At 51.7% G+C, this 21,327-nt stretch carries 22 protein-coding genes, 2 tRNA genes and 1 riboswitch; of the genes, 5 read left to right on the top strand and 19 right to left on the bottom strand.

From position 1 onward, the window contains the following. The first annotated feature begins 109 nt into the window (after positions 1 to 109). From ACNKH6_RS04545 to ACNKH6_RS04535, 3 genes are read left to right on the top strand one after another with little or no spacing between them, the layout of a single operon-like run. Positions 110 to 316, top strand: a complete 207-nt coding sequence (locus tag ACNKH6_RS04545; RefSeq protein ID WP_417914358.1) for a hypothetical protein — start codon at positions 110 to 112, stop codon at positions 314 to 316. 25 nt (positions 317 to 341) lie between these two features. Next, complete coding sequence (locus ACNKH6_RS04540) at positions 342 to 869, top strand: hypothetical protein (RefSeq protein WP_417914357.1); 528 nt, start codon at positions 342 to 344, stop codon at positions 867 to 869. Positions 870 to 875: 6 nt separating this feature from the next. Continuing rightward, entirely contained in the window at positions 876 to 1,085 is a 210-nt protein-coding gene (locus tag ACNKH6_RS04535; protein WP_417914356.1) for a hypothetical protein, read from the top strand. Positions 1,086 to 1,189: 104 nt separating this feature from the next. On the opposite strand, the gene ACNKH6_RS04530 is transcribed toward ACNKH6_RS04535, so the two are convergent. From ACNKH6_RS04530 to wecB, 6 genes are all read right to left on the bottom strand, one after another. Next, a tRNA-Glu gene (locus ACNKH6_RS04530) sits at positions 1,190 to 1,264 on the bottom strand. Positions 1,265 to 1,276: 12 nt separating this feature from the next. Continuing rightward, positions 1,277 to 1,352, bottom strand: a tRNA-Lys gene (locus ACNKH6_RS04525). A 101-nt stretch (positions 1,353 to 1,453) separates the two neighbouring features. Then, the gene (locus tag ACNKH6_RS04520) at positions 1,454 to 2,650 is read right to left on the bottom strand and encodes a TraB/GumN family protein (protein WP_417914355.1); all 1,197 of its coding nucleotides are present in this window, start codon (positions 2,648 to 2,650) and stop codon (positions 1,454 to 1,456) included. An 82-nt stretch (positions 2,651 to 2,732) separates the two neighbouring features. Continuing rightward, on the bottom strand, positions 2,733 to 4,013 hold the full coding sequence (gene aroA / locus ACNKH6_RS04515) for a 3-phosphoshikimate 1-carboxyvinyltransferase (protein WP_417914354.1): 1,281 nt from the start codon (positions 4,011 to 4,013) through the stop codon (positions 2,733 to 2,735). Positions 4,014 to 4,158: 145 nt separating this feature from the next. Further along, positions 4,159 to 5,178 (bottom strand): NAD(P)H-dependent glycerol-3-phosphate dehydrogenase, encoded by a 1,020-nt coding sequence (locus tag ACNKH6_RS04510; protein ID WP_417914353.1) that lies wholly within the window; start codon positions 5,176 to 5,178, stop codon positions 4,159 to 4,161. 119 nt (positions 5,179 to 5,297) lie between these two features. After that, on the bottom strand, positions 5,298 to 6,446 hold the full coding sequence (wecB, locus tag ACNKH6_RS04505) for a non-hydrolyzing UDP-N-acetylglucosamine 2-epimerase (protein WP_417914352.1): 1,149 nt from the start codon (positions 6,444 to 6,446) through the stop codon (positions 5,298 to 5,300). Between the two features lie 283 nt (positions 6,447 to 6,729). Here wecB and ACNKH6_RS04500 point away from each other — a divergent pair, with 283 nt between their 5' ends. Then, entirely contained in the window at positions 6,730 to 7,587 is an 858-nt protein-coding gene (locus ACNKH6_RS04500; RefSeq protein WP_417914351.1) for a glycosyltransferase family 4 protein, read from the top strand. Here the strand turns inward: ACNKH6_RS04500 and ACNKH6_RS04495 are convergent. From ACNKH6_RS04495 to ACNKH6_RS04435, 13 genes are all read right to left on the bottom strand, one after another. Beyond that, positions 7,511 to 8,701 carry a glycosyltransferase family 4 protein gene (locus ACNKH6_RS04495; protein WP_417914350.1) on the bottom strand — a complete coding sequence of 397 codons (1,191 nt, stop codon included), beginning with the start codon at positions 8,699 to 8,701 and terminating at the stop codon, positions 7,511 to 7,513. The genes ACNKH6_RS04500 and ACNKH6_RS04495 overlap by 77 nt on opposite strands. After that, positions 8,698 to 9,741 carry a glycosyltransferase gene (locus tag ACNKH6_RS04490; protein ID WP_417914349.1) on the bottom strand — a complete coding sequence of 348 codons (1,044 nt, stop codon included), beginning with the start codon at positions 9,739 to 9,741 and terminating at the stop codon, positions 8,698 to 8,700. Before ACNKH6_RS04490 ends, ACNKH6_RS04495 begins: the two co-directional genes overlap by 4 nt. Before the next feature lie 14 nt (positions 9,742 to 9,755). Then, entirely contained in the window at positions 9,756 to 11,201 is a 1,446-nt protein-coding gene (locus tag ACNKH6_RS04485) for an O-antigen translocase (RefSeq protein ID WP_417914348.1), read from the bottom strand. After that, positions 11,198 to 12,298, bottom strand: a complete 1,101-nt coding sequence (locus ACNKH6_RS04480) for a DegT/DnrJ/EryC1/StrS family aminotransferase (RefSeq protein WP_417914359.1) — start codon at positions 12,296 to 12,298, stop codon at positions 11,198 to 11,200. The genes ACNKH6_RS04485 and ACNKH6_RS04480 overlap by 4 nt, the downstream gene beginning before the upstream one ends. Further along, positions 12,295 to 12,705: a sugar 3,4-ketoisomerase gene (locus ACNKH6_RS04475; protein ID WP_417914347.1), complete on the bottom strand. Its 411-nt coding sequence runs from the start codon at positions 12,703 to 12,705 to the stop codon at positions 12,295 to 12,297. Before ACNKH6_RS04475 ends, ACNKH6_RS04480 begins: the two co-directional genes overlap by 4 nt. 29 nt (positions 12,706 to 12,734) lie before the next feature. Beyond that, on the bottom strand, positions 12,735 to 13,205 hold the full coding sequence (locus ACNKH6_RS04470) for an acyltransferase (protein ID WP_417914346.1): 471 nt from the start codon (positions 13,203 to 13,205) through the stop codon (positions 12,735 to 12,737). Continuing rightward, positions 13,206 to 14,153 (bottom strand): glycosyltransferase family 2 protein, encoded by a 948-nt coding sequence (locus ACNKH6_RS04465; protein ID WP_417914345.1) that lies wholly within the window; start codon positions 14,151 to 14,153, stop codon positions 13,206 to 13,208. Between the two features lie 99 nt (positions 14,154 to 14,252). Next, positions 14,253 to 14,684 (bottom strand): FKBP-type peptidyl-prolyl cis-trans isomerase, encoded by a 432-nt coding sequence (locus ACNKH6_RS04460; RefSeq protein ID WP_417914344.1) that lies wholly within the window; start codon positions 14,682 to 14,684, stop codon positions 14,253 to 14,255. Positions 14,685 to 14,698: 14 nt separating this feature from the next. Continuing rightward, complete coding sequence (locus tag ACNKH6_RS04455) at positions 14,699 to 14,911, bottom strand: hypothetical protein (RefSeq protein ID WP_417914343.1); 213 nt, start codon at positions 14,909 to 14,911, stop codon at positions 14,699 to 14,701. Then, positions 14,898 to 16,733: an ABC-F family ATP-binding cassette domain-containing protein gene (locus ACNKH6_RS04450; RefSeq protein WP_417914342.1), complete on the bottom strand. Its 1,836-nt coding sequence runs from the start codon at positions 16,731 to 16,733 to the stop codon at positions 14,898 to 14,900. Before ACNKH6_RS04450 ends, ACNKH6_RS04455 begins: the two co-directional genes overlap by 14 nt. A 587-nt stretch (positions 16,734 to 17,320) precedes the next feature. After that, on the bottom strand, positions 17,321 to 17,770 hold the full coding sequence (locus tag ACNKH6_RS04445; RefSeq protein ID WP_417914341.1) for a hypothetical protein: 450 nt from the start codon (positions 17,768 to 17,770) through the stop codon (positions 17,321 to 17,323). 266 nt (positions 17,771 to 18,036) lie between these two features. Beyond that, positions 18,037 to 19,836 (bottom strand): translational GTPase TypA, encoded by a 1,800-nt coding sequence (gene typA, locus ACNKH6_RS04440; protein ID WP_417914340.1) that lies wholly within the window; start codon positions 19,834 to 19,836, stop codon positions 18,037 to 18,039. Beyond that, positions 19,790 to 20,236 carry a hypothetical protein gene (locus ACNKH6_RS04435; protein ID WP_417914339.1) on the bottom strand — a complete coding sequence of 149 codons (447 nt, stop codon included), beginning with the start codon at positions 20,234 to 20,236 and terminating at the stop codon, positions 19,790 to 19,792. Before ACNKH6_RS04435 ends, typA begins: the two co-directional genes overlap by 47 nt. A gap of 94 nt (positions 20,237 to 20,330) precedes the next feature. Then, positions 20,331 to 20,405: riboswitch (cyclic di-GMP riboswitch) on the top strand. A gap of 18 nt (positions 20,406 to 20,423) precedes the next feature. Here ACNKH6_RS04435 and ACNKH6_RS04430 point away from each other — a divergent pair. Continuing rightward, positions 20,424 to 21,119, top strand: a complete 696-nt coding sequence (locus tag ACNKH6_RS04430) for a CAP domain-containing protein (RefSeq protein WP_417914338.1) — start codon at positions 20,424 to 20,426, stop codon at positions 21,117 to 21,119. Positions 21,120 to 21,327 lie beyond the last annotated feature (208 nt).

Below are 21,327 nucleotides of genomic sequence, written 5' to 3'. Positions count from 1 at the left end.
TTTGTTGGCGTATTTATCTTTTGCTTTTTACGCTTTTCGTCAACACGACCACGACCCATCGGTACGTCCACCGGCTGGAGAGTGTCAGGAAAGCCATTGAGGTGTTTGAATGAAGCTGATTTTCATTATCGCAAATCTGTTCATTTGTATCTTTTGCTGCTCTTTATTGGCGTATCTTTGGGGGCCAGCTATTAGTCAATATTCTTCTGCCTTTCTGAAAGAAGCAGGAGACATAATCAAACCTGTTAGCATCATTGCTTTAGCTGTTATTGCAGGATTTATCGTGTTGAAAATTGCTGCTGGAACAGACAGGTAATAACCATCAATCAAGGAACACAGAAATGACGACCATGTATTCCAGACTCCGCCTTACCTTGACCGCCGCCTCTTTCGCGCTCCTCGCGGCAAATCTGCAAGGCTGCGATTACGAAGCCAGTTCTTCGCCTCAGCAGCCAGCCGCCGTCCGTCGCCCTGATTTCCAAGGCGGCCCGCTGACGGTCTATTACACCTCGCAAGCAACCGCAGATGTCGTGCTCGCCGGGGTCACGCACAAGATCGGTCAGGGCGTTGCTCAATCAGGCCTGCCCTTTGAGTGCGAATGGGAAGATGACGGTGATATTAACCTGCTGTATCAAGGCGTTCCATATGAAGTCGAATCGCCGTATGATGCCTTGGATGACACGCTCGATCTGCTCAAAGCCAAGAAGAAGCACAAAGCGAAAACAGCCGTCAGCATGGCCGCTCTGAAGAGGCCGGTCGCTTCGAAATCAGCCGCGCTGCCGCCTTTGCCCAAGACTGCTCCGCCTGCCGCTTCCTTGAAGCCGGTCAAGACTCCTGCAACAACACAGAAGAAGAAAAACAAGGGGTGATTCTAAATGACTGCGATAGCTATTATTCGGAACACCTTTGCTGGTCGTGTATGCACTCTTCTGTTCCTTGGGGGCTTGATTTCGACTTGGTTCATCACAGTGATTATTTCTTCACCAAGCATTCTTCGGAGTGCGCAGCTCATCTTTTTTGCTGCCTATTTCTTGGTGTTCTTGAATTTTTTTCCCGAGTTTGTTGAGGATATTGGCCCTCTCTGACTCCCTTTCCAGCACAGTGCCGCAATGACAAAAGCCCGCAAGCGAACCCGCAGAACGCAGAAAGGCGGCCAGCTCTTCCGAGCCAACCGCCTGATATTGCTTCGCGTCCCCAACCGGATTCGAACCGGTGTTGTCGGCGTGAAAGGCCGATGTCCTGGACCTGGCTAGACGATGGGGACTTTTGAGCTGTGTGGTGGGTCGTGCGCGACTCGAACGCGCGACTCTCTGCTTAAAAGGCAGATACTCTACCGACTGAGTTAACGACCCTTGGTAGAGGGCTATTATATACCTTTTCGTCTGCCTTGTGTCAACGAAAAAACTGCGCTGCCTGCGCTATGATCAAATTTTTGCGCGAGAAGAGGCAAATATTATCTGAAAAGGGTGGAGAAAATTTTCCAGCCGCCCATGAAGGTTCCCAGCGAGGCACCGATCCCTGGCAGCAGGAAAGCGAGGAAGACGCGCAGCAGCCGGTTATGCAGCCAGCCGCGCAGAGTGCCGATGTCGGCGGCCACAGTTTCGAACTCTTTGACCACCGGAGGCTGCACCATCACCTGCACCAAGGCGCAGACATGGCCGACTCCGATCACCGGGCTGAGGGTGGTGAACGGTGCGGCGGCGAAGGCGGAAAGGATGGTGACGGGATGCGACAGGGCGAGCAGTGCGCCGACAGCGGCAGGCAGGCCGGTTGCCAGCACCCAGAAAAGCACGTTGGCCCCGGCCTCGCCCAAACCCTGCTGCCAGGCTATCACCGCAATGGAAAGAATGATCGCCGCCGGAACCGACCAGCCGAAGACATGCCAGATCATCCCTACTGGCGGAATGCTGCTGATCTCCGCCATTCTGCCGCTGTTGTCCTCCTGCATGGCCCGCTGAATGCCTGCCATGTGGCCTGCGCCGACCACCGCCACCACGCGTTTGCCTGCTGCGGCTTTAATCTTCTCAGCCATGAAGATGTCGCGCTCGTCAATCAGGGTGGCCTTGGCCGCAGGCAGAGCCTTGCCAATCTCGTCCATCAGCTCGGACAGGACATCTTTCTGGCGCAGCTCGGCCAGCTTCTCCTCGGTCAGCTCGGTGTCGTCCCAGAGCGCGGTGATCAGCGTGGCGACCAAGTAGCCCTTCTTCCAGAACGAGGTCGCTTTCCATGCCCGGCGCAGGGTGATGCGCACGTCGCGGTCGCACAGCTCCATCGGGATGCCGTGCTGCTCCGCTGTTTTGGCAGCAATGAGCAGCTCGGTGCCCGGCTGCACGCCCAGCTTGCCGCCCAGCTTTTTCTGATACGAGGAGAGCACCAGATTGACCAGCAGAGTGGAAAGCTGCTTGCTTTTGATGATCTGCTTGAGATCGAGCTTTTCCCACTGCTGCGGCTTGGACAGGGCGTTGTAGCGTTTTTCGTCCAGCTCGATGCAGACCATGTCCGGCTGCTCCTGCGTGATGACCTGCTCGACTAAGTCAGCAGACTCGCGGGAGATATGGGCGGTGCCGATGAGCAGGACAGTCTGGCTGTCACGGTGAATGACAGCCACATCATCGGAATAGCTGCGGGAAGGAAAGGCGGTGTCGGTCATGAAAAACTGCGGGTTGAGATTGCGTGAACAGCACACTTCCATACTACCGATTGCGTCGGCGGGATGCCAGCTTTTTCCGCTCTCAGACTTGCGCCTGCATCTCCCGCCACCGATCCCAGAAGTCCGGGAAGGATTTGACCACGCAGTCCTCGCCGTGAATCCGCACGCCCGGCACGCGCAGTCCGGCCACGGCAAAGCACATCGCGATGCGGTGATCCTCATGCGTGGCGATGTCCGCGCCGTGCAGGCCCGCGCCGCCCTTGCCGTGGATGATCATCCGGTCATGCTCTTCCTCAGCCTCCACGCCGAGCTTGCGCAGCTCGCTCACCATCACCGCCAGGCGGTCGCATTCCTTGATCCGCAGATGGGCGATGTTGCTGATCACTGTGGTGCCCTGCGCAAAGGCTGCGGCCACCGCCAGAGTGGGCGCGACATCCGGCATGTCGCCCATGTCCGCCTCAATGCCGCGCAGCAGCTGCGGCCCATGCACCGTGATTCCGCCCTGCGCCGCGCAGACCGCGCAGCCCATCCGCTCCAGCAGCCGCACTAAGTTCGCATCTCCCTGCAAGGAAGGCGAGGGCACATTGGCCACTATCACCTTGCCGCCCGTCACTGCCGCCGCCGCCCAGAAATAGGATGCGCCGGAAGCGTCGCCCTCCACCGCATAGCGCGTTCCTTGGTAACAGCCCTGCGGAATGCGGAACTGCGCCAGCGACGGCGCGGCCTCCACCTGAATGCCGAAATCGCGCATCACCGCCAAGGTCATCTCCACATAGGGCTTGGACAGCACCTCGCCCTGCACAGTCAGCGCGGCGGGCTGTTTGGCATACGGCGCGACCAAGAGCAGCGAGGAAAGATACTGGCTGGATTTGCCCTCCGGCAGCACAGTCGGGCCGCCAGCCAGTCCGTCCGCCTCAATGCGCAGCGGCGGACAGCCGGTTCCGGCCTCGCTGGCAATCCGCACCTGCCAGCCTTGGAGCGCCTGCATCAGCGGGGCGATGGGCCGCTGCGCCATGCGCTCGCCGCCGCCGATGCGGAAGCGGCCATGCCCCAGCGCGGCCACTGAGGTGAGGAATCTGGTGGCAGTGCCGTTGTTGCCGAGGAAGATGTCTTCCGCCGGAGTTTGAATTGCGCCGCCGCAGCCGCGCACCTGCCAGGCCGCCGGGTCGCTGTCGTCAATGGCGATGCCCATCTGGCGCAGGGCGGTCATGGTGTAATGGGTGTCCTCGCTGGCCAAGGGGCCAAGCAGGACAGATTCGCCCTCAGCCAAGGCGGCGGCGATGAGAGCGCGTTGAGTGAGGCTCTTGGAACCGGGAACGCGGACGACTGCGTCAAGGGCTGGAGCTGGAATGATTTCAATCATTGTGATGATGATAACTTATGGAATGATAATTCAAGATCAATGTTATTGATCTATAAAATCTTTTTCTACATAACCTGAATATTCAAAATAATCTTCAACGGCAGATACGTTATATTCGCTGTCTCCGTAAACGACACCTCGCTGCTCATAACTCCACTTCCTCCTTCAGACTGCGTTGGAACAACTCCTGCACCGCAGCTTCACAGGGCTTGTCCTCGTAAAGTATCTGATAGACCTGTGCCAAGATAGGCATCTCCACGCCGAGGCTGGCGGCAAGCTGCCAGCAGGACTTGGTGGTCTTCACGCCCTCGGCGACCATCGTCATCTCAGCGAGCGCTTGGGCCAGAGTGCGGCCCTCGCCCAGCTTCAGGCCGACAGTGCGGTTGCGGCTGAGGCTGCCGGTGCAGGTCAGCACCAAGTCGCCCAGCCCGCCAAGCCCGGCGAAGGTGAGCGGATTGGCTCCCAAGGCCACGCCCAGCCGGGTGATTTCCGCCAGTCCACGGGTGATCAGCGCGGCCCGCGCGTTGAGGCCGCAGCCGAGGCCGTCAGCAATGCCTGCGGCAATGGCGATGACGTTCTTCATCGCGGCGGAAATTTCCAGCCCGATGATGTCGCTGCTGGTATAAACGCGGAAGAACGGGGTGGAGAAAAGCTGCTGCACCGCCTTGGCCGCCGCCAAGTCCGTAAAGCCGACCGTGATCGCTGTCGGCTGTGCTCTGGCCACCTCATCGGCAAAACTGGGGCCGCTGAGGACACCGACATGCAGCCTGCCCGACCGCCCCTGTTTGGCCAGCTCCGCCTGCATGACTTGGCACATGGTCTGGCCGCTTGCAATCTCAATGCCTTTCACTGCCGAGACCAGCACCGTGCTATCTTGAAGCAACGGGACAAGCTGGACAAAGACCTCACGGAAACCATGCGAAGGCACGGCCATCACCACACTCTGGCAGTCGGCCACGCACGTCAAGCTGTCCGCAGGCTGAAGGCTGGCTGGTAAAGCCGCGCCGGGCAGGTAGCGGCGGTTCTCGCGGTCTCGGCGCAAAGCATCCACATGGGCTGGGCTGCGGCTCCAGAGACGCACTTCCTCGCCTTTGTCCGCCAGCAGCTTGGCCAAGGCTGTGCCCCAGTTGCCCGCGCCGATTACGGCTGTTCGCTCAATGCGCATTATAATAATCAGTTAGGTGGTTATAAATTATATAAAATAAAACGTGGTCATTGTGATGATGATGAATAATTGGCCAAATAGATGCGATAAAATTATCTATGAATCTTACTCTGAAGGCATCACTTGCAATTATTCATTACCTTTTTTGCCAGCACCTGCTGAAGAATTGCCGCAATCCGCTCCGCCGCATGACCGTCGCCGTAAGGATTGGCAACTGCTGTCATTTTTCGATACAGCACCTCATCATCCAGCAGGCGTTCTGTCTCCTGGACAATACGGGCCGTGTCTGTGCCAACCAGCAGGATAGCACCAGCCTCCACGGCTTCGGGCCGCTCGGTGGTCTCACGTGTCACTAAAACTGGCTTGCCTAAGGACGGCGCCTCCTCCTGCACCCCGCCGGAATCGGTAAGAATAAGCCGCGCTTGGTTCATGGCGTGCACAAAGGGAGCGTAATCCAAGGGCGGGATGAGATGGACGTTTGCTTTCCCGCTCAAGATTGAGTACACTGGGCCTTGCACATTGGGGTTGAGATGCACCGGATAGATGAAGTGGAGCTGCGGGCGGCGTTCGGCAAGCAGGGCAATGGCCTCGCAGACGCGCCGGAAGCCGGAACCGAAATTTTCGCGCCGGTGGCCGGTGATGAGGATGTACGGCCTGCGCTCACGGATGACCGCCTCCGCGCTGCCGAACACGCCGTTCCAATCCTGCCGGGAAGCGATGCGCTCCCGCACTTGCAGCAGCGCGTCAATCACCGTGTTGCCTGTGACATGCACCGTATCGGCGGCGATGCCTTCCGCGAGCAGATTGCGGCGGGCCTGCTCAGTGGGCGCGAAATGCAAGGCAGCCAGGCGGGAGGTCATGGCCCGGTTGCCTTCCTCCGGGAAAGGCGCGTGGAGGTCATGCGTGCGCAGACCAGCTTCCACATGCCCGACTGGTATGCGCAGATAAAAGGCGGCGAGGCTGCCGACAAAGCAGGTGGCGGTGTCGCCCTGCACCAGCGCCATGTCGGGCTGCTCGGCCAGAAGCACATCTCTCAGAGCGGGCAACATGCGACTGGTAAGACCGAACAAGTCCTGGCCTTCCTGCATGATGTCAAGGTCATAGTCCGGGCGGACGGAGAATAGCTCCAGTGCCTGATCCAGCATCTGCCGGTGCTGGGCTGTGACGCAAACCTTGGCGGTGAAGGCTGCATCCGCCTGAAGAGCGTGGATGACCGGCGCCATTTTGATGGCTTCCGGGCGGGTGCCGAATATGGAGAGGATCTTCATGGGCTGTGTATAACCGATGCAGCGCCAACATTCAATGCTGTCCGATAAGCCAGACACATTTCGCATCCTGACCTGCTACTACCGGCCCAAACCGGGCGGCTTCTGCAAGCGGCTGTTCAGGGGCATCAAAGCCTTGCTGGATGCAGGCCACACGGTGCATTATTTGGCGGTCGTGCCCTTCCCGATTGAGCATCCGCAATGCCATTTCCACCGCTTTCCTTGGCCGGAGGAACGCACATCAGGCTATCTCTTCTGGGGCTGCTTTCATCTGCTCGCGCCAGTGATGCTGCTTTGGATTGGTTTCCGTTGCCGGATAGACCGGGCCTTCGCCTTTGGACACACCTATGCGCTGTTCTTGCAGCCGCTCCGCTTGGTCAAGCGTGTGCCGTTGGTGCTGTTTCTGCGGGGAGACACATTAGAAAAACATCGCACGACAGGCCGCTCAAATTTGTTGATTCACTTTGAGCGTTGTCTTGAAGGCTTTGGCATCGCAGGAACCAGAATGTATGGTGTTTCAGCAACACTCGTCAAACGAATTTCAGAGCGTCATCAGGTTCTTCGGCCTTCAATATGCGGAGTGCTGCGTAATGATGTTCCAACAGGTTCTGCCCCTGCGCTGGACAAAGAAATCACGTTGCCGTTGCGGACAGCTTGTGTCGGCATCTTGGAACACGGAAAAAATCAGCAGCTTTTGCTGGATGTGTTCAAGGGAATATCAGCGGAGCAGGCGCAGCTTTATCTGTACGGCACCGGCCCGGATGAGCAACTCTTGCGGGAGCGGGCAACGCGGGAGAATCTGACAGACCGGGTTCAGTTCATGGGCTGGGTGCCGTCAGAGCGCATCTGGCCGGAGGTTGATCTGCTGCTTATGCCTTCCCTGCATGAAGGTGCGCCGAACGCGGTGCTGGAGGCCTTGGGATATGGCATTCCAGTTTTTGCCAGCGATATACCTGAGCATGGGGAGATATTGCCGGAACAAAGTCTGCTTCCTATTGATGACGTAGCAAGATGGCGAAGCCGGATCTTATTTTTTGTTAATGAGCCAGAAGTTCGGCTGCGGGAGTTTATTGAAAAGCAGAGAACTGCTGCGGAGGCGTTGTGGTTTGATTGGGAGAAGAAGTTTGTTGAACTAATTGTTTGAAAAGCTGAATGTACTTATCGGCAATCACATTAATGTCGAAATTATTTTTTACTCGCTCCTGTGCTGCCATCCCCATAGCGTGAAGTTCTTCATCGCTGAGTTGAATCAGCTCCTGCAAGGCTTGCGCAAGGGAATCCGCATCTCCCGCATTTACTACTCTCCCTACTGAATCATCAACGAAATCTTCTGGGCCACCGCATTGTGTTACAACGACTGGCAATCCTGCTGCCATTGCCTCTATGACAGCTATTCCGAATCCTTCAAACAAAGACGGTAAAACAAATATATGGTGTTCCTTTAGTATAGAAGGAATTTTTTCATTTTCTATTCTTCCAGCAAACTGAACAATCTGGTTAACGCCCATTGATACTGTTAACTGTTTTAGCTCTATCGTAGATGGACCATCTCCAATAACGGTTAACTCTATTGATATATTTCTTTTTTTCAAATTATTTACTGCTTGTATGAGATAAGGAATTCCTTTTTGACTGCACAATCTCCCGATAAATACAATTTTATTTTTATTGCTACGACATAATTTTATTTTCTCAGGATTTGAAATATATGTACCATTAGGGATATAGGAAAATTTTTCCTCGTCAAGACCGATAGCTACAAGCTCTTTTTTTATTTTTGACGAAATAATAATAATTGAATTACATTCGCTTCTAATTAAATTAACAAAGAAAGTATTTATTGGAAATCGCCCTAACACAGCAGCATCTCCTATATCTCCAGAACATTCAGCGCAAGCAACTAACGGTACATCTATTAAATATATTTTTTTAAAAAAGCTAATTAGCAAAGCTGCTTCCTGAATAAAACGACAATAAATAATATCATATTTTTTTCTTTTACGAAAAAGAATCCAGAACAAAGAAATTGTATAGGATGCAGCACGTGTAAACCGGTTTGTTTTAACAGTCGGTATGGTTATACATTCAATATAACTCATACTTCCATGCTCAACTTCCAGTCTTTTTGATGGAATACGATTTCCCGCAACTGTTACGTGATGTCCTTGTCGAATCCACACTTCAGCAAGAAGCCTTGCTTGAGTTTCCGCACCACCAGTTTGAAAAGGATATATATTTGAAACAATAAGAATGTTCACTTTTTTAGTGCGAATGAAAAGATATTATTAAATAATAATTTAGTTTTAAATAGTAGCAAATAAAAAATATTATTTGCCAAAAAGAAATACAATAAAAAACTAATCTTAGAATAACAACTATTCTTTCCAGGATAACGATGTAGAGCAAAAAGAATTTTCAATGGATTTCTGCCGAGAAAATTAAGTAACGCCCCATAATTACAGTATATTTCGTTAAGTGAATTCATTATTTTAACATCAGGATATATATTATTATATTTGCAATATATTAAATAATCTTTTATATTATTTGATATGCACTTCTGCATGCTTTTTATCCATTTTATCCATCTCTCTTGATCACTTCTTTTTTGCCCCATACTAATATTATGTTCACTTATACGATACCGAACAAGAATATCGTCAATGTAAAAAACTTGACCTATAAGTAAGGCCCTAAAAGTTAAAACCATGTCCTCAATAATCCCTCCTTCAAGCATTGGTCCAAACTCGTAATATAAATTACGAGTATATGCGGCCGTTGATCCAATGATTGGCATCATCAATTTATTATTATTTAAATACCAATCAATATTTAACTCATGTCCACAGTGATATCCTTTACCAGAAAGTCTTTTTGGAATAAAATTTTTAATATCTGAAATTGTTAATAATGCGCTATGTAATACACATGTTGGCTTTCCGTTTGCTATCCAATGATCTGCAATCATAGCAGCTCTGTGTGATTCAGAAACATCATCACCTGCGGCCATAATTATCAATTCTCCTTTGGCCATCGAAAACATCTTGTTAACATGAGATGTTATTCCCATATTTTTTTGATTACGGTTGATAACAACGCGATGTTCTCCCTGATATGCCTTGACTACTTCCTGAATAATCTCCCAAGTTTTATCCTCAGAACAATCGTCAGAAATAATAATTTCTAACGGAGAATATGTTTGTGTTAATGCTCCATGCAATGCTTTCCTTATATAATTTTCTTGATTATAAGAGAAAAGAGCAAATGTAACTAAAATTTTATCAGTCTTGATATCCATATCTTGATAAATATTTATCTTTTGTATTTTTCTTGATTCATCAAAAGTCTCAATCTGGTTATATTATATACACTAACAATTATTGTTAATATTAAACCAAAAAAATAACTAATAAATACTGATTGTGTTGCGAGAAATATAACCACCCCTCCTGTAACTAAAAGAAAAAAGGTAAACAAAAAGTTGCGATAAGTAGGTAGATAATTTATTATTTTTAATACAATTAAAATTAACGATATATAATAAAATATATAAGATATCCAGAAACTAACGCCAGTTATTATTATTCCTTTTTCTTGGATTCCAAAAATAATCATTCCTATGTATACCGCATTCCAAAGTAATTCTGTTCCTATAAAAATACCACTACGCCCTTGTGCCAATAGAATGAAACTCATCGGCCAACTGGATACTTTTAAAATATCCCCTAACACTTGCCAGCGTAATATAGAAATAGCTGGTGTAAAATCTTCGGCATAAAGAAGATGAATGACCCAAGGTGCGAAAGTTATCATGGATAGTAAAATAGGACCAGACAATAGCAACGACATCTCTGCCTGTTCGTTTACTATCTTTATTGCCTGCGAATGGTCATTCATGGCAGCAGTCAGACGCGGATAGTAATCAGTTGCCATTGCACCCAGCACAAACCCTATATAGGTCATCGAAATATACCACGCGGCTTGAAAATGACCACTGGCAGCGAGTCCTATTTCGCGTACAATAATTGAGCGAACGGCAAGTTGTGTTGCAAGAGTAAACAAAGTTCCAATCATCAACGGCAGGCCAAATTTCAGCATTCCCTGCCATTCCCTGCCAAGAGCAGGCCAGTCAAAAGGCATTAATCTGAAACGAGGCAAGCGGACAACGTAATAAGTTGCAACGATTGCACTGAGAAAAATAGAAGTCAGCACAAACCAAAGTGCCCCTTGTTCCCTCAGCCAATATACCGGCAACATACTCACAAACACACTAAGGAACGCTCCGAGAATATTGAAACGAGCCAAATCACCGATACGACGCAGACCTTGCAGCAAGGTAGTTTGCGAGCCTGCAACAAGAGTGAGCAACACACCTATGCTCAACCAGCCAATCTCTGTGGCATGTTCAGTATTGCCAAACACCCACTTCGCAACTGGCTCGCGCAGCAGCCAAAGAACGGCCATGCCGCTCAGTCCTAAAAAAAGATTGGCTGTCCATAGAGCATGTCGCACGACTGCAAGGTTGGCTGGCTGATCGCTCGCCGCCGCTATCTGCCGCACCCCGCTGCTACCGATGCCACAGCCAGCTATGGTGGAAGCTATCCCAATGATATTTTGATAAACTCCTATTAAACCTATGCCAGCTGGTCCTAACAGGCCAGCCAGCACTTTCATTTTAATAATGCCAATGACTATTGTGATGATCGAAGATACTCCTGTAATAGCACTGGAGCGAAAAATCTGCCGATAAGATGTCACGATTGAAAATCAAGCAAGGCAGCAATGATCTGTTCCTGATCATCAGGAGACATATGCGGTCCAATTGGCAAACTACAGACTTCGTCAGCCATAGCCTCGGCAAGAGGAAAATCACCTCGTTGATAGCCAAGTTCTGTGTAAGCTTTCTGTAAATGCGGCGGAATCGGGTAATGAATCAAGGTGTTGATGCCAGCTTGTGTCAAATGGCAACGCAAAGCTTCACGCTGACAAGTGCGGATTACATATAAGTGCCATACTGGTTGTGTCCACGTAGATACGACAGGCTGTAATAAATAACTATTCCTCAATACAGCATGATAACGGCCTGCAATTTCAGCACGTCGAAAATTCCATTCATCCAGATATTTCAATTTAACACGTAATACAGCCGCTTGAATCGGATCAAGGCGGCTGTTGAATCCCTGTATTTCATTGATATATTTTATTCGAGAACCGTAATTTCGCAGCACACGAATACGATCAGCTATTTCATAATTATTCGTTGTTACAGCACCTGCATCACCAAATGCACCAAGATTTTTTCCAGGATAAAAGCTCCACGCCACGGCATCACCATGTCCGCCAATACGTTTTCCTTTATAGATTGCGCCATGTGCCTGAGCGGCATCTTCTAAAACGAATAAATTATACTTACGAGCTATTGATAAAATAGCGTCAAGTTCTGCGGGCTGGCCGTAAAGATGTACTGGGAGAATAACTTTAGTGCGAGATGTAATCGCGGATTCAATCAAATTTGGATTGATATTGAATGTCTCTTCAATGGGTTCTACAGGAATTGGTGTGGCTCCACATTGACTTACAGCTAACCAAGTCGCAATATAAGTATTAGATGGAACGATCACTTCATCGCCAGGCCCGACCTTCATAGCAAGCAAAGCAAGACGTAGTGCATCAAGACCATTGCCTACACCAACAGCATATCGAGCTTCACAGTATGCGGAAAAATCGTTTTCAAAATGTTCAACTTCTTGACCAAGGATATATTGACCACTTTGCAGGGAGAAAATAACTGCTTCTTCAATCTCTTTTTGTAATTCTTTATAAGCCGCCCCTACATCTAAAAAATGAATACTCATATCTGCCATCTTGCTCTCATGAATTCTGCGTAATCTCGATAATAATCTTCTTCATCATATTTATTCGATGCTAATACCATACAAACAGAGCCAGATGAAAAATTGTCGAGTTCCCGCCAAATCATAGGGCAGATATAAAGGCCATAATATGATCTGCTAAGATGGACACGTTTTTTATCTTTTCCATCATCCAACAGCACATCAAAGCTGCCAGACATAGCGATAATAAGTTGATGCAAATTTTTATGAGCGTGCCCACCACGCTCTGAACCGCCTGGAACATCATACAAATAATAAACACGCTTTATATCAAAGGATATATGATTTCCTCCTTCAATAAAAGTTAAATTACCACGAGGGTCTGTAATTTTCGGAAGATCATATATTCTACATAAATCAATATTCATTTATAGGCTCCAAGCTTATTTCAATAGAATTATTTCGTTGTATATCGTAAAATCCGAATCGGATTTCCAATGACTACAGCATAAGATGGAATATTGTGAGTCACAATTGTTCCTGCGCCAATCATGGCATGTTCACCAATATGTATCCCTGGTAAAATTACGGCCCCCCCCCCTATAGAAGCCCCTTTTTTAATAGTCGTTATAGGAAATTTATCTGGGAAGCATTTTGAGCGAGGAAATCTGTCATTAGTAAAAGTAACATTTGGTCCAATAAATACATCATCGTCAATTCGTAGTCCATCCCATAATTGGACACCATTTTTAATGGTGACCCGATCGCCAACTATAACATCATTTTCAATAAAAACATTCGCACATATATTACAATCTTTCCCTATAACAGCTTTGTTTAAAACAACGACAAATTGCCATACTCTTGTGTTGCATCCAATGTTTTCAGATTGAACATCTGCGAGCTTGTGAATGTAATAATTGCTCATCTATTTTAGATCCTTATTGTATTCCATATCAAACCACATGGCAAATAATATAAAAATACTCGAACTCATAAACGAAAACATTGCTGCTAAGGTATTGATCGGGGGCAATTGACCGTCTATGCCAAGAAATATAATTGCCCTAACAGTCAAAATAATCGTAAAAAAGAAAAACAAAATGCCAAAAAAATAGAAAAATATCAGCGGATGAAAATCTCTGATAACATATTTTTGCACCATCCTTCGCGTAAATCCTTTAATCAAAATCCACGGAATAGTGAAAATAACTTTTTTCAAACGGATGCCAGAAACTTCACCGACATTGTAAACCGGTCGGATAGAAATGTCACGCACTCGGAAGTTGGCGATGTTCAAGCTGATCAGCAGGTCATTGGGCATTCCGTAGCGAGGATAAATCGCATCCAGATCAATGGCCCTCAGGGCTTGCAGGCTGATGGCGGTGTAGCCGCTCTGAGAATCCGCCACATGCCAGTAACCAGAGGCAATTTTAGTGAAAAGCGACAGAAATGAATTGCCAATATAGCGGTGCGTGGGAATCATGCCCCACGATTCACCCCGGAAAAGCCGGTTGCCCTTAGTATAATCACATTCACCGGCGCAGACCGGCTTGACGATGCGCGGCAGATCAGCGGGATCCATTTGAAAATCAGCGGCCATGACAGCGGTCACATCCACTTGATGATCCCGCGCCCATTTGTAGCCGGTGGCGATGGCTGCGCCCACCCCTCGGTTATGCAGATGGGAAAGAAGAACGATTTTTCGATTTGACTCCGCCAGCCGCCGCACGACCGCTGCTGTGCTGTCTTGGCTTTCGTCGTCCACGACAATAATATAATCAACAAAATCCGGCATAGTGCCGATGACTTTGCTGATCAGTCGCTCTTCGTTATGGGCAGGAATAACTACCCCGATTTTTTTTTCAAGAAACATGCCGTGTCGCGCAGGAAGAACGTGTACGCAATTGTCTGTCTGATGATAACATCCTGTTGCGCTGGCGGCAAGCAATCTGATAAAAAAATATGCCGCCGCTCATTCGGTGATGGATATCAGCTCAAGATCAAAGCTCAAATCCCTGCCTGCCAGCGGAGGGTTCGCGTCAAGCTGCACAGTCTCCGCGTCCATCCCGACCACTCGCACCAGAATCGGCTGATTGTGCGGCCCGGAAAGCTGTATCTGCTGGCCGATCTCCGGGACTATATGCGCTGGGAACTGGCTGCGCGGCACATTGATGACCATTTCATCATGCCGCTCGCCATAGGCCTTGCCCGCAGCAATCATGACATTTTTTCGCTCGCCCGGCTCCATGCCGGTCACAGCCTCGTCAAACCCAGCGATGACCTGGCCGCTGCCAAGGGTGAACTCCAGCGGCTCCACACCCCGTGAAGAGTCAAAAGTGGAGCCGTCCTCCAGCGTGCCGGTGTAATGGACTTTCACACAGTCCCCTTTCTTTGCCGCTGCCATCGTTTTCTCCTTGCTCAAGGTTGATCGGGCGCATCAATTGGTTGTGCAGCCTGCGGTTCTTCCGGCGCAAAACCGGTGCCGCAGCAGAGAAGGCATTCCTCCACGCTGAGAAGAAAGCGGCTTTCGCCTTTGAAAGAACTGAGCTGGCCGCTGCCGCCGCAGGCCGGACAAGGCGCAGGCGGCTTATTACAAGGGGCGGTTCGCGAACCGCCCTTACAGTTCGCCATTCTTGAGCTGCTCCAGCTCTTCCCAGCGGGCGTACAGGCGGGCCACTTCTTGGGCCGCTGCTGCCTGCTCTTCCCAGTATTCAGCGAGCTTGGCTGGATCAGCAACAAGCTCCGGCTCGTGCATCCGCGCTTCCAGCTCTTCCTGCCGGGTTTCAGCAGCGAGGATGCTTTCCTCGATCAGATCATACTCGCGCTGGTCTTTGTAGGAAAGTTTTTTCACCGCTTTTTTCGCCTCTGCCGCAGCAGACGGCGTTTTTTTGTTGCTTGGAGGCGGGATTGCGTCCTCAGCAAGAGTGCGCAGCCATTGCGCATACTCAGCAAAGAAGGAAGCGTTGCCCTTGCCGTCAAAGCCGAGCACCTGATCACAAAGCCGGTCGAGCATGAAGCGGTCGTGGGTGACCAGCACCAGCGCGCCGGGGAACTCGTTCAGGCTTTCCTCCAGCACATCCAAGGAAGGAATGTCGAGATCATTGGTCGGCTCGTCGAGGAGCAGCACGTCCGCAGGCTGGCGCATCAGGGCGGCGATGAGGATGCGGGCCTGCTCGCCGCCGGAGAGCCGCGCCACTGGTGTTTCAAGCTGATCCGGGCGGAAGAGGAAGCGTTTCGCCCATGAAACCACGTGGATTGATCTGTCCTGATAGAGCACCGAATCGCCGTCCGGTGCCAAAGCGCGGCGCAAGGTCTGCTGCTGATCAAGCTGCTGCCTGCGCTGATCAAAGTTGACAATGCGGAGCTTGTCCGCCACCTTGACCGTGCCGCTGTCCGGCTTCAGCCCGTCATCGCGGTCTGCGGCGGCGAGTATCTGCATCAGGGTGGACTTGCCGCAGCCGTTGCGACCCAGCAGGCCCAGCCTTGTGCCGGGCGAGAGCGTCAGATCAAGATTGCTGAAGAGCTGCCTGTCGTCAAAGCTCTTGCTGATGCCAACCGCAGTCAGCAGCTTTTTCGTCTTGCGCTCCGTGGCATCAAAGGCGATGTCCACCTTGCCGACCCGGTTGCGGTTCTTCACCTCGACCAGATCGTCCTGAAGCTGATAGGCTGCGTCCTTGCGGGCCTTGGCCTTGGTGCCTCTGGCTTTCGGGCCGCGACTGAGCCATTCATTCTCGCGCCGCACCTTGTTGGCTAACCGATCCTCCTGCTCCTGCTGCTGCTCAAGGAAGGTTTCCCGCTGCTCCACAAAGGCGGAATAGTTGCCGTTCACCTGCAAAGTCCCGTTCGGGTAGGCGGCAGACAGCTCAATCACCCGCCTGACCGTGTTTTCGAGAAAGCGGCGGTCGTGGCTGATCATCAGAAAGGCGGCAGGACTTTCCGGCAGCGAGGCGTTGAGCATCTTCTCCAGCCAGAGGATGCCTTCCAAATCAAGATGGTTGGTCGGCTCGTCCATCAGGAGCAGATCAGGCCGGACAATCAGGGCGCGGCAGATCGCCAGCCGCTTGCGCCAGCCGCCGGAGAGCAGTCCTGCCGGGCAGTCAGGATCAGTGAATTCTGCCCGGCTGAGAAGAGCCTGCGCCCGGCTTGTCCGCTCGGCAGGCTCCAAATGCTGGTCGTCAATTGCCGCACAGAGGTTGTCCAAGCAGCTCTGGTCTTCCGCAAACGCATCCTCCTGCGCAAGAAAGCTGCTGCGGACATGCCGCTGGCGGAATATCTCGCCGCTGTCCGGCTCAATCAGGCCGCTGAGGATTTTCAGCAGCGTGGATTTGCCGGAGCCGTTCGGCCCGATCAGACCGATGCGGTCGCCCTCGCTGATGGAGAGATTGACTGAGGAAAAGAGCGGTTGCGCCCCAAAGGCTTTGCCGATGGTGCGGCAGGTGAGCAGGTCGGCCATGCGTCAGAGTTCCATTTCAGGATCAGCGGCCTGCGGACAGGAGCCAAGCCGTTTGTAATAGGAAGAAGCAGAAAAGACATGCTGCCGGGCAGAGATATGCCCAGCAGCCGGGAGGCATTATAGCATGGCAGGGCAGCCGAAGCGAGTTTTTTGGGCAGCCCGGCGCGTTCGGAGCGGCGGGCGGGCTGATTGGTTCGGCACCGTCATTCTGACAGAGACCGCTTTCCAGCTCGCAAATATCCCCTCTGTGGCGACACAGCAAAAAGCCGGATGGAAACATCCGGCCTTGTTATATTGCGGAGGCATGACGGCAGTCAGGCGGGAAAAGGGACAGCCGATGCGACCCGGTCGTTATACTCGATACGATTGAATCGTTATACGTATCATGAATCAGTCGTTATATGTATCACGAAGTTGCCGTGATACGTATAACGGCGCACGGCAGTCACGCAAGCCTGATCCGCACGTTGCTCTGCTTGCGCAGGCGGATGACCTTGGGCGTGATCTCTGCCAGTACATGGGCCGAGGAATTCTATGGGCGGTGAGGTGTCTCAAACAGACTTGCGAACTGCAAGATAGCCTGCTTATTACAATGCCTGCATAGCTTCGAAAAATGACTTCTTCTGCTGAAGAGACAATGTGTTGCAATTCGACACATCCTGCAACAAGAGCTTTTTCTTTGCTGGATCAAGTAAGTCATGTTCCGACCTGTACAATGCCTCCAAGAGCAGCAAGGCGGCATAGTGTGCGGCCATACCGTAATCATGGCCATCAAGCAATGGTGTTTTTGCCAATTCAAAATATGGCAAGGCTTCTTGTGGAGTCGAGGTCAACGCTGCTGTCGCCAACGCCATGCTGCTGCTCATCAGTACTCGATATCCGTCAACAGAGTCTTCCAGCTCAAATTTATGACAAGCACTTGCTGCATAACGTAATATAGATTCGCAGTAAATTTTACGTTGTTCTTTTACGCGTAATTGCTTCCGGCGCGTGAGAACATCCTGAAACAGCGTGTTCAGATGTTTTGCTTCATCCATATATATTGGATTAGATTCACCCAGCGCATAGTGTCGTATAATAAGCCGCACCGCATTGACAGCGGCTGACGATGAGCGTGAAGCACTATGGCCGTTTGTGTGAACAAGCAATGCTCCGACTATTATTATGAAAGCGGCTATGGTCCTTTTAAGAGGGCATTTCTGAATCATTCTGGATAAGGCGCAATATGGAAGGAAATCGCTTCCTGACAGAATATACAATGGAGTGGGCAAGCAAAAGACGCGCTTGCCCACACTGCGCCTCTTCAGCCCTTAATCCGCACGTTGCTCTGCTTGCGCAGGCGGATGACCTTGGGCGTGATTTCGACCAGCTCGTCGTCGTTGATGTAGGCGATGCAGTCTTCCAAGCTCATCTGGCGGGGCGGGGTGAGAATGACCGCCTCATCCGAGCCAGAAGCCCGCATGTTGGTCAGCTTCTTGCCTTTGGCCGGATTGACGACCATGTCCTCGCCCCGGCTGTTCTCGCCGATGATCTGCCCTGCGTACAGCGGCTCGCCCGCGCCGATGAAGAAGACACCGCGCTCCTGCAAGTTGAACAAGGCGTAGGCCACGCTGACGCAGTTCTCCTTGACGAGCAGCACGCCGTTCTGGCGGTTCTGAATCTCGCCCGCGTGCGGCCCCCATTCAGCAAAGACGTAGTTCATCACGCCCATGCCGCGCGTGTCGGTCATGAACTGGGAACGATAGCCAAGCAGACCGCGCGTCGGCACCTTGAAGACCATGCGCGACATGCCGTTGTGGTTCTTCATCTCGGTCATCACGCCTTTCAGGCGGCCCAGCTTGTCAATCACTGCGCCCTGATACTGCTCATCCACATCCACGGTCAGCGACTCATACGGCTCCAGCATTTTACCGTTCACCTCGCGCATGATGACGTGGGGGCGGGTGACTTGGAACTCGTAGCCTTCGCGCCGCATCTTTTCAATCAGAATCGAGAGATGCAGCTCGCCACGGCCTGAAACACGGAAGCCCACACCCTCAGTCAGCGGCTCGACTTTTAGAGCCACGTCAGCCAGCGTCTCCCGGCTCAAGCGCTCCTCAATGTGCCGCGAGGTGACAAACTTGCCGTCCTGCCCGGCAAAAGGCGAGTCATTGGGAATGAAGTGCATGGAGATCGTCGGCGGATCAATCTCAATCAGCGGCAGGGGCTTGGGATTGTCCGGGTCAGTGAAGGTCACGCCCACAGTCACGTCGTCCATGCCTGCCACTGCGACGATGTCGCCCACACTTGCGCTCTCCACCGGCACCTTTTCGCTGCCCGAAAAACCGAAGATCTTGCTGATCCGCACCGGCTTGATCGAGCCGTCGCGGCGGGCGACGACAATGCTGTCGTTAAGGCGCAGAGTGCCGTTGACTACTTTGCCAATGCCCAGGCGGCCTAAATACGGCGAATAATCAATGGTGTTGATTTGCAGCTGAAGCGGCGCGGCAGGATCGCCGGAGGGCGGCGGCACATGCTTGATGATCATCTCGGAGATCAAATCCATGCCTTGGCCCGGCACGAGCGGCTCATTGTGATCGGCGACCATGGCCGACTGCTTGGCCGAGCCAAAGACCACCGGAAAATCAAGGATGTGATCCGGTGCTTCCAGTCTCCCCAGCAGGTCGAAGACTTCATCTACCGCCCAGTCGCAGCGGGCGGCATCTTTATCAATCTTGTTGATCAGCACCAAGATGGGCAGCTTGGCCGCCAGCGCCTTCTTGACGACAAAGAAGGTCTGCGGCATCGGCCCTTCCTGCGCGTCAACCAGCAGGACAACGCCGTCGGCCATGCGCAGGACGCGCTCCACCTGGCCGCCGAAATCGGCGTGGCCTGGGGTGTCAATAATGTTGATTTTATAATCTTTATACAGATAGGAGCCGTTCTTCGAAGCGATGGTGATGCCCCGCTCCCGCTCCAAGTCCATCGAGTCCATCATCCGCTCCGCCACCTGCTGGTTCTCGCGGAAGAGGCCGCTCTGGTGGAAGAGTTTGTCAACGAGGGTGGTTTTGCCGTGGTCAACGTGGGCGATGATGGCCACGTTTCTGATTTTGCTTTGATCCATTGCTGCGCTGCTGCTCCTGTGAAAAATGAAAAGGGGCGCAGACCGCGCCCGGCTTGGAATATAAAAAAGGCGGAATGTACCGCAGATGGGCTGGAAAGACAAGAAGATTAGCGCAAAGTGATTCTTTGTCCGCCAGCCAAAGTTTTTTTTGGCAGACACTGCGGCGCGGCGGCATATTCAAGCGGAGCAGGTAAACGCATTGCACGACGAACACAGTTTGCCATTCCGACCAAAGGGATGGATATTCGGCGGGAAGGATTTTTCGCTGCGGCAAGTCAAAACAATATGTCACCTCACATGGCGTTGTGACTTGAACGTGTTGTTGTTTATCGGCGCTTACGGCGTTGAAAAAGCCGCAACTTGGGTTGTTCCTATTAAAACTTGACAGCGGTGATTTCATACCCTATCCTGAAAACAGGGAGGCACTGTTCATTATCTGACCAGTGTTCCGAACTTTCTGGTTGGTGCGGAAGAAATGTTTTTCTGCTCCGGAAAGTTGAAAAAGCCACAGCCGTCGCGAGGCGGTGCCGGAAAGCCACGGGTCTCACGAAGACAGCCGGGTTGCCTGCTATACCAGGGAGGGTATCATGAAAACCACAACATTTGCAGGAGGAAAAACCACAGTACAGCAGAGGATGACAGTTCTGGCCGGGATTCTGATCGCCGCCGCGCTCAGTGCCTGCCAAGGCAAGCCGGAACCTGTTGTTGCCACTGTCCATGCCGCCGAGGCTCCCCGCCATGCTGCGGAGGATGAAGGCGGCTGGATGCGGATGCGCAGCGTGGTCACGCCCGCTGAGGCTGCCGCCGCCGTGCCTGATGCCAGCTATGGCCAAGCAGGAACGGTGGACCGGACAGCAATGGTGGCCGCCCACAACCGCTGGCGGGCCGAGGTCGGTGTGCCGGGCCTGCGCTGGTCGGACAAGCTGGCTGGTGTTGCCCAAGGCTGGGCGGATCAGCTGAAAAGCGAAGGCTGCGCCATGTACCACAGCGGCAACGGTTACGGCGAGAACATCTACAAGGCAAGTGCATTGATATGGTCAGACGGTCGGCGCGAGCTGCAGAAGAAAACGCCGCAGCAGGTGACCGACAGCTGGGGCAGCGAAATTAAATTCTATAATTACGCTGACAACAGCTGCAGCGGTGTCTGCGGGCATTACACCCAGTTGGTCTGGAAAGACACGAAGGAAGTCGGCTGCGGCATGGCAGTTTGCGGCGACAACTCTCAAGTCTGGGTATGCAGCTATGCTCCTGCTGGCAATGTGATCGGTCAGAAGCCTTACTGAGCTGTCTTTGCCGGATCAGCAGTGTCCGGCAGAACTCGCAATACCAGCAGCCGTTCTCCGCACCCTCGGAGAACGGCTTTTTTTTGGTATATTAGACACTATATCGATTTTTTCAAGCAATCGGCATTGACTTTTTGCCAAGGTCTGAATCTTAATCTGAAATTGTGCAGTGCGCAAGCAATCTCCATGACTGTGTCAGCAAACCAGC

The organism is Candidatus Electronema sp. JM (genome assembly GCF_048287415.1).
Classification (GTDB): Bacteria; Desulfobacterota; Desulfobulbia; order Desulfobulbales; family Desulfobulbaceae; genus Electronema.
This window is presented reverse-complemented; position numbering and strand designations above follow the sequence as displayed.

Excerpts from the sequence above, each read along its gene's own strand:
- ACNKH6_RS04445 (WP_417914341.1), bottom strand. The coding sequence starts at position 17,770 with ATGGATGAAGCAAAACATCTGAACACGCTGTTTCAGGATGTTCTCACG.
- ACNKH6_RS04510 (WP_417914353.1), bottom strand. The coding sequence starts at position 5,178 with ATGCGCATTGAGCGAACAGCCGTAATCGGCGCGGGCAACTGGGGCACA.
- ACNKH6_RS04520 (WP_417914355.1), bottom strand. The coding sequence starts at position 2,650 with ATGACCGACACCGCCTTTCCTTCCCGCAGCTATTCCGATGATGTGGCT.
- aroA (WP_417914354.1), bottom strand. The coding sequence starts at position 4,013 with ATGATTGAAATCATTCCAGCTCCAGCCCTTGACGCAGTCGTCCGCGTT.
- ACNKH6_RS04475 (WP_417914347.1), bottom strand. The coding sequence starts at position 12,705 with ATGAATATTGATTTATGTAGAATATATGATCTTCCGAAAATTACAGAC.
- ACNKH6_RS04545 (WP_417914358.1), top strand. The coding sequence starts at position 110 with ATGAAGCTGATTTTCATTATCGCAAATCTGTTCATTTGTATCTTTTGC.
- ACNKH6_RS04470 (WP_417914346.1), bottom strand. The coding sequence starts at position 13,205 with ATGAGCAATTATTACATTCACAAGCTCGCAGATGTTCAATCTGAAAAC.
- ACNKH6_RS04500 (WP_417914351.1), top strand. The coding sequence starts at position 6,730 with ATGCTGCTTTGGATTGGTTTCCGTTGCCGGATAGACCGGGCCTTCGCC.
- ACNKH6_RS04535 (WP_417914356.1), top strand. The coding sequence starts at position 876 with ATGACTGCGATAGCTATTATTCGGAACACCTTTGCTGGTCGTGTATGC.
- ACNKH6_RS04460 (WP_417914344.1), bottom strand. The coding sequence starts at position 14,684 with ATGGCAGCGGCAAAGAAAGGGGACTGTGTGAAAGTCCATTACACCGGC.
- ACNKH6_RS04455 (WP_417914343.1), bottom strand. The coding sequence starts at position 14,911 with ATGGCGAACTGTAAGGGCGGTTCGCGAACCGCCCCTTGTAATAAGCCG.
- ACNKH6_RS04490 (WP_417914349.1), bottom strand. The coding sequence starts at position 9,741 with ATGGATATCAAGACTGATAAAATTTTAGTTACATTTGCTCTTTTCTCT.
- ACNKH6_RS04480 (WP_417914359.1), bottom strand. The coding sequence starts at position 12,298 with ATGAGTATTCATTTTTTAGATGTAGGGGCGGCTTATAAAGAATTACAA.
- ACNKH6_RS04450 (WP_417914342.1), bottom strand. The coding sequence starts at position 16,733 with ATGGCCGACCTGCTCACCTGCCGCACCATCGGCAAAGCCTTTGGGGCG.
- ACNKH6_RS04430 (WP_417914338.1), top strand. The coding sequence starts at position 20,424 with ATGAAAACCACAACATTTGCAGGAGGAAAAACCACAGTACAGCAGAGG.
- typA (WP_417914340.1), bottom strand. The coding sequence starts at position 19,836 with ATGGATCAAAGCAAAATCAGAAACGTGGCCATCATCGCCCACGTTGAC.
- ACNKH6_RS04540 (WP_417914357.1), top strand. The coding sequence starts at position 342 with ATGACGACCATGTATTCCAGACTCCGCCTTACCTTGACCGCCGCCTCT.
- wecB (WP_417914352.1), bottom strand. The coding sequence starts at position 6,446 with ATGAAGATCCTCTCCATATTCGGCACCCGCCCGGAAGCCATCAAAATG.
- ACNKH6_RS04465 (WP_417914345.1), bottom strand. The coding sequence starts at position 14,153 with ATGTTTCTTGAAAAAAAAATCGGGGTAGTTATTCCTGCCCATAACGAA.
- ACNKH6_RS04435 (WP_417914339.1), bottom strand. The coding sequence starts at position 20,236 with ATGAAATCACCGCTGTCAAGTTTTAATAGGAACAACCCAAGTTGCGGC.